Origin of the sequence: uncultured Megasphaera sp. (genome assembly GCF_958350005.1) — a bacterium.
Taxonomy (GTDB): Bacteria; Bacillota; Negativicutes; order Veillonellales; family Megasphaeraceae; genus Megasphaera.
Genome location: NZ_CATWFF010000121.1, coordinates 1 through 6,247, shown reverse-complemented (window position 1 = coordinate 6,247; position 6,247 = coordinate 1). Strand labels below are relative to the sequence as shown.

Genomic DNA, 6,247 nt, shown 5'->3' with positions numbered 1-6,247 from the left:
TATTTAATGAGGTGATTTTTGATGTTGAATACCTTTAAAAGAGGTGGGGTTCATCCTGACGATGGCAAAATCTACGCTAAAGATAAAGCCATTGAAACCCTAGCAGTACCGGGTCAAGTAGTCATCCCTATGAGCCAGCATTTTGGCGCACCCTGTACGCCGACCGTCAAAGTTGGCGACTTGGTCAAGAAAGGACAGCTCATTGGGACCAGCGATGCGTTCCTCCATGCAGACATTCATGCATCGACATCCGGTAAGGTAGTCAAAGTAGCCCCGATGCCGCACAACATGATGGTCAAATGCATGGCTGTCGTCATCCAGGCAGACGGCAAAGACGAATGGCTCGAAGGTCTTCCGGAAGAACATGACTGGAAACAGCTGGATAGCAAGGAAATTATTGAGCTGATTAAAAAAGCCGGTGTCGTCGGCTGCGGCGGTGCTACCTTCCCGGCTCATGTCAAGCTGGCTCCGAACAAACCGGTCGATACATTCATCGTCAACGGCGCCGAATGCGAACCCTATCTGACCTGTGACTATCGGGCCATGGTAGAAAAAGAAACGTCGGAAAAACTGGTTACAGGCGTACAGATCTGCATGAAAGCCCTGGGCGTAAAGAAGGGCTATATCGGCATTGAAGATAATAAACCTGAAGCCATTAAAAACCTGACGGAAGCTTTCAAGGATATTCCGGAAGTTACGGTTGTTACGTGCAAAACGAAGTACCCTCAGGGCGCTGAAAAAATGATGATCGAAGCCTGCACGGGCCGTCTGGTAGAACCGGGCGGACTTCCCATGAACGTCGGCTGCGTCGTCAGCAACGTCGGTACGGTTATTGCCATTACTGATGCTGTATGCCATGGTATTCCCTTTATCGAACGCCTTACGACCGTAACGGGCGACTGCATTAAAGAACCGAAGAACCTGCGTGTTCGCATTGGTACGACGTTCCAGGAAGCCATTGATTTCTGCGGCGGTTTCTCCCAGCAGCCGGATCGCGTCATTGCCGGTGGTCCTATGATGGGACTGGCACAATATCAGCTGGATGTTCCCATTACCAAAGGTGCATCAGGGATTCTTGCCTTGTCTCCTGAAAAATGCCAGGTCGGCGTAGAAGAACCGTGCATTCGCTGCGGCCGCTGCGTTCAGGCATGTCCGATGGGCCTGATTCCGAGTCAGCTGAGTATCTTTGCTTCCTGTGAAGCCTGGGATAAATGCATGGAATATGGCGTTATGAACTGCGTAGAATGCGGTAGCTGTGTATACACCTGTCCGGCAAAACGCAATATTGTCCAGTATATTCGCAATGCTAAAGGCCAGTGCAAAGCTATCCAGCAGGCAGCGAAGGAAAAAGCTGCCAAAGCAGCTGCGAAAGCCTAAGATCTAATGGAAGAAGGGATATCATGAGTCCAGAAGCGAAAGGACAAACTATGGGAAAGGATGCTAAAGACATGCAGGAATTAAAACTTACTGTATCATCTTCACCGCATGTTCGCTGTAACGAAACGATTCCTAAGATTATGTGGAGCGTCGTTGCCGCCCTCGTGCCGGCTGCTGCATTCGGCGTATATTACTTTGGCGTAAACGCCCTGGTCAATATTATCGTCGCTGTTGTGTCTGCCGTTGTTTTTGAATTTTTATGGGAAAAACTGATGCACCGCAAGGTCACCATCAGCGATGGTTCCGCTGTTATTACAGGCCTGCTGCTGGCTATGTGCTGCCCGCCGAGCCTGCCCTGGTGGATGAGCATCATCGGTTCGTTCCTGGCCATCGTCGTCTGTAAACAGTCTATGGGCGGCCTGGGCTATAACATTTTCAACCCCGCTCATGTCGGCCGTGCAGGCCTGATGGTTTCCTGGCCAGTAGCCATGACGACATGGACCCAGCTGAACGGCACTGTCGTCGACGGCGTTGCCGGCGCTACGCCGCTGAACGTCTTCAAACACGGCGGCACAGAAGCCCTGTTCAACCTGTTTGGCACCAACGACTGGGGTGCAATTTACCAGAGCCTGTTCATCGGTACCCGTAATGGCTCCCTCGGTGAAACCTCTACAGTACTGTTGATCCTTGGCGGCTTGTATCTGATTTATAAGGGCTATGTAAACTGGCAGGTTCCTGTTATCATGATCGCTACAGTCGGTATCCTTATGGGTCTCGTTTATGGCAGTGCCAACATTGCCCTGTTTGAAATGATGGCCGGCGGCCTGATTATCGGTGCTTTCTTCATGGCAACCGATATGGTAACAGCGCCGATTACGCTGAAAGGCCAGATGATCTTCGCCTTAGGTGCAGGTATTATTACTGTCTTGATTCGCTATTTCGGCGGCTATCCGGAAGGCGTCTGCTATTCTATCCTGCTGATGAATACATTGACTCCCCTTATTGACCGCCTCGTAAAACCGACTGTCTTTGGTGCAGTCAAGACAAAGGGGGCTAAATAAAATGGCAGAAAAACATGAAGGCGGTGTCGTTCACGTCGCCATGAACCTTGTCCTCACATGTCTCGTTTCCGGTTGTATTATCGGTGCTGTAGCCTTTGTTACGGTTCCTATTGCCAAGGAAAAGGCAGAACAGCTGAAACAGGATTCCATGAAGACGCTGGTTCCCGATGCAGATAAGTTCGTAGAAGTTCCGGGAGAAAAAGATACGTTCGTTGCTGAAAAAGGCGGTCAGAAAATTGCCTACATCATTCCGACGGCTCCGAAAGGATACGGCGGCCCCATTAAGATGCTGACAGCTGTTGCGGCTGACGGAACGGTTATTGACTACACTGTTCTGGAAGCCAATGAAACGCCTGGCCTCGGCGATAAAGGCGCAAAATCTCCGTTTAAAGACCAGTTTAAAGGCAAAAAAGCGGAAAATCTGGAAGTTACCAAAGAACATGGCGTGAAAGATAAAATTCAGGCCATGACTGGCGCAACCATTTCGTCCCGTGCTTTTACGAATGGCGTAAAAGAAGCTGTAGAAAAAGCAGCTCAGATAGGGGGTAAAAAATAATGAGTCTTTGGAAAGTATTTACTAGAGGCATTATTGAAGAAAACCCATACTTCGTTCTGGCCCTGAGCCTGTGCCCTGGCCTTGCCGTTACGACGAGCGTTGTCAATGGCCTTACCATGGGTCTGACTGTATGGTTCGTTATTACCTCGAATAACGTAGTAGTATCTATTATCCGTAAGCTGATCAATAAGAAAGTCCGTGTGCCTGTATATATTACCTGTATCGCTACGATTGTAACGTGCGTACAGCTGTTCCTGCAGGCCTTTGCTCCGGATCTGTACAAAGCCCTGGGCGTATACCTTGACCTGGTCGTCGTATTCGCTATTATCCTGGCCCGTGCAGAATCGGTTGCATCGAAAAACGGCATTGTCGTTTCCTTCCTCGACGGCATGGGCATGGGCGTCGGCTTTACCATTGCCATGCTCCTCATTTCCGTCGTTCGTGAAGTTCTCGGCAACGGCACGCTGCTGGGCATTCCCGTCTTTGGCCCGTCCTATCAGCCGGCTCTGATTATGGCTCTGCCGCCTGGAGCTTTCATGCTCATCGGCTTCATGATGGCTGGTCTGAAAAAATGGAATGAATCTCGCGAAAGAGCAAGACAACTGAAAGGGAGTGAAGGATAATGGAATTCTTTACGCTGTTTGTCGGGGCAGTACTGATTAACAACTTCGTATTGACTAAGTTCCTCGGCCTGTGTATTTTCTTCGGCGTTTCCAAAAACCTGAATGCCTCCGTTGGCATGGGCTTTGCCGTAACGTCCGTCCTTACGATGAGTACGGTTCTGGCATGGCTTCTCTACAACTTCGTACTGGTTCCTCTTGATTTGACGTTCCTGCGGACGATTTCGTTCGTTGTCCTCATTGCCAGCTTCGTACAGCTGCTGGAAATTGTCATCAAGAAAATGTCTCCGACCCTGTACAACATGTGGGGCATTTACCTCATGCTGATTGCCACGAACTGCATTGTCCTGTCCGTGCCGGTTATCAGTATTACGAGTAATTATAATTTCCTTGAAAACCTTGTATTTGCCGTTGGTTCCGGCCTGGGCTTTGCACTGGCTCTGATTCTGATGGCAAGCTGCCGTGAAAAATTGGATTATGCCGCTGTTCCTCATGCATTAAAGGGAACACCGATTGCCTTTATCGTTGCCGGGATGATGGCCTTGGCATTCCTTGGTTTCTCCGGCATGATATAACGTAAAGGAGTGGGAAGTAATGAATTACACTGAAATGGCCATGATGGTAGTCGTCGTTATGGTTGGCATCGGTATTGTCTTTGGATTTATCCTGGCCTTTGCCGATAAAAAATTTGCCATGGCAGAAAATCCGCTTATTGGCGAAGTAGAAGAAGCCCTTCCAAAAGGCCAGTGCGGTGCCTGCGGGTTTGCCGGCTGTGCTAAATATGCAGAAGCTGTTGTTTTGGATCCTGATGTTCCGCCTAACCTCTGCGTTCCTGGCAAGGCAGAAGTTGCTGCTATCGTAGCAAAACTGACCGGTAAAGTTGCTGAAGAAACAGAACCGAAATATGCACATATCCGCTGCCGCGGCGGCAACGGCATTGCCAAACTGGCCTATGAATACAAAGGTGTTCATGACTGTGCTGCTGCCAAGACGGTACAGCAGGGCCCGAAATTCTGTAAATATGGCTGTCTTGGTTTTGGCAACTGTGTCCGGAACTGCCCCTTTGGCGCTATGACCATGGGCGAAGACGGACTGCCGAAAGTAAATAAACAGCTCTGTACTGGCTGCGGCAAATGTGCAAGCATTTGTCCGAACCACGTTATTGAACTGCTGCCGGTCAGCGCTAAAGTTGCTGTCAGCTGCTCTTCAAAAGAAATGGGTGCCGTTGCCCGCAAAGACTGCTCTGCTGCCTGCATTGGCTGCGGTCTCTGCATGAGAAACTGCGCTCACGAAGGCGGTGTCAAGGTTGTCGATCATCTGGCTGTCGTCAATCCGGAAATCTGCCGTACCTGCGAAGAAGCTACGTGCGTTACGAAATGTCCGACTAAGGCTATTGCAACACTGATTGCTGATGCCAAAGTGGAAGAAAAGATAGGTTAATACATGAACTGGAAAGGCAAAGTACGATATGTCGTTACCGCAGCTTTTCTGATGGTCTTAAGTTGCTCCGGATGCGCTCTGCATCCGGAGTCTTCTTTTGAACGGAGCGGAATAGCCATGGATACGTCCATTTCGCTTCGTGCCGTCGGAGCAGAAGCGGAACAGGCAGTTAACGAGAGTTTTTCCCGCATCAATGAACTGGATGCATTAGCCAGCTCGCAGCGTCCGGACAGTGACGTTGCCAAAATCAATGCGGCTGCCGGCAAACACTATGTGCAGGTAGATCCGGCTGTATATGAAATGATTTCCTTTGCCCGGGACTATTCGGAAAAGAGCAGCGGTGAATGGGATATTACTGTCGGCGTCATGACCAACCTGTGGCAAATCGGCACAGACAGTCAGCATGTACCGTCTCGGGCCGAAATAGACCAGGCCCTGCAGCTCGTCAATTACAGGGATATCCTTCTCCGTCCGGAAGATCACAGCGTCATGCTGGCCAGAGAAGGTATGGCTATTGACCTGGGCGGCGTGGCTAAAGGATATGCTGTCGATGAAATTCGCAAGATTTATGAACAGCATCATATCGAAAGTGGCTTGATCAATATGGGAGCCAGCTCCATGTATGCTATTGGCAAGACGAGCAAGGGAAAGGCCTGGAACATTGGCATGAAGCATCCCCGTTCCGATACAGACGGCAACTACCTGGGCATTGTGGCCATTGAAGATCAGAACCTGTCTACATCGGGCGACTATGAACGGTACTTTATTCAGGACGGCGTCCGGTATCATCATATCTTTGATCCCCGAACCGGGTATCCTGCCGACTCCGGCGTCATGAGTGACTCCATCGTCGTCGACAGCTCTGTTCCCCATGGCGGCATGCTCAGCGATATTCTGACGACGGTCGTATTTGTACTGGGGCCGGAAAAAGGGCTGGAACTCGTGCGGACCATGCCTGGCGTAGAATGTGAAATAACAGCTGCCGATGGTTCTGTGTACATGACAGATGGATTTAAGAAGCAATTCTCTGAGTTGAACGGCGATTTCCGCATGGCTCCATGATTTGACGGAATCTCTGCAAAAAAAGATGGGTAAATTTCAAATTTAAATCTTTCTTGTGTATTTACTTTTCCTTTAGAATATACGATAATATATATATAAATTTTTGTAGAGGATGGTATCAGCACATGGAT

The 6,247-nt window shown here is 49.6% G+C and carries 7 protein-coding genes; all 7 read left to right on the top strand.

Annotated elements, in window-relative coordinates; genetic code table 11:
- The first annotated feature begins 21 nt into the window (after nucleotides 1–21).
- The 7 genes from rsxC (at nucleotide 22) to Q3886_RS07570 (ending at nucleotide 6,116) form a co-directional block, all read left to right on the top strand.
- Nucleotides 22–1,377 carry an electron transport complex subunit RsxC gene (gene rsxC / locus Q3886_RS07600; RefSeq protein WP_301860711.1) on the top strand — a complete coding sequence of 452 codons (1,356 nt, stop codon included), beginning with the start codon at nucleotides 22–24 and terminating at the stop codon, nucleotides 1,375–1,377.
- A 23-nt stretch (nucleotides 1,378–1,400) separates the two neighbouring features.
- Nucleotides 1,401–2,438 carry an RnfABCDGE type electron transport complex subunit D gene (locus tag Q3886_RS07595; protein ID WP_301860710.1) on the top strand — a complete coding sequence of 346 codons (1,038 nt, stop codon included), beginning with the start codon at nucleotides 1,401–1,403 and terminating at the stop codon, nucleotides 2,436–2,438.
- Between the two features lies 1 nt (nucleotide 2,439).
- Nucleotides 2,440–2,994, top strand: coding sequence for an RnfABCDGE type electron transport complex subunit G (locus tag Q3886_RS07590; protein WP_301860708.1), 555 nt, complete (start codon nucleotides 2,440–2,442; stop codon nucleotides 2,992–2,994).
- A complete protein-coding gene (rsxE, locus tag Q3886_RS07585; RefSeq protein ID WP_301860707.1) occupies nucleotides 2,994–3,617 on the top strand; it encodes an electron transport complex subunit RsxE in 624 nt (207 codons plus the stop codon). The genes Q3886_RS07590 and rsxE overlap by 1 nt, the downstream gene beginning before the upstream one ends.
- Complete coding sequence (locus Q3886_RS07580) at nucleotides 3,617–4,189, top strand: electron transport complex protein RnfA (RefSeq protein WP_301860705.1); 573 nt, start codon at nucleotides 3,617–3,619, stop codon at nucleotides 4,187–4,189. The genes rsxE and Q3886_RS07580 overlap by 1 nt, the downstream gene beginning before the upstream one ends.
- 19 nt (nucleotides 4,190–4,208) lie before the next feature.
- A complete protein-coding gene (gene rnfB, locus Q3886_RS07575) occupies nucleotides 4,209–5,054 on the top strand; it encodes an RnfABCDGE type electron transport complex subunit B (RefSeq protein ID WP_301860704.1) in 846 nt (281 codons plus the stop codon).
- A 117-nt stretch (nucleotides 5,055–5,171) separates the two neighbouring features.
- Nucleotides 5,172–6,116, top strand: a complete 945-nt coding sequence (locus tag Q3886_RS07570) for an FAD:protein FMN transferase (RefSeq protein ID WP_301860713.1) — start codon at nucleotides 5,172–5,174, stop codon at nucleotides 6,114–6,116.
- Nucleotides 6,117–6,247 lie beyond the last annotated feature (131 nt).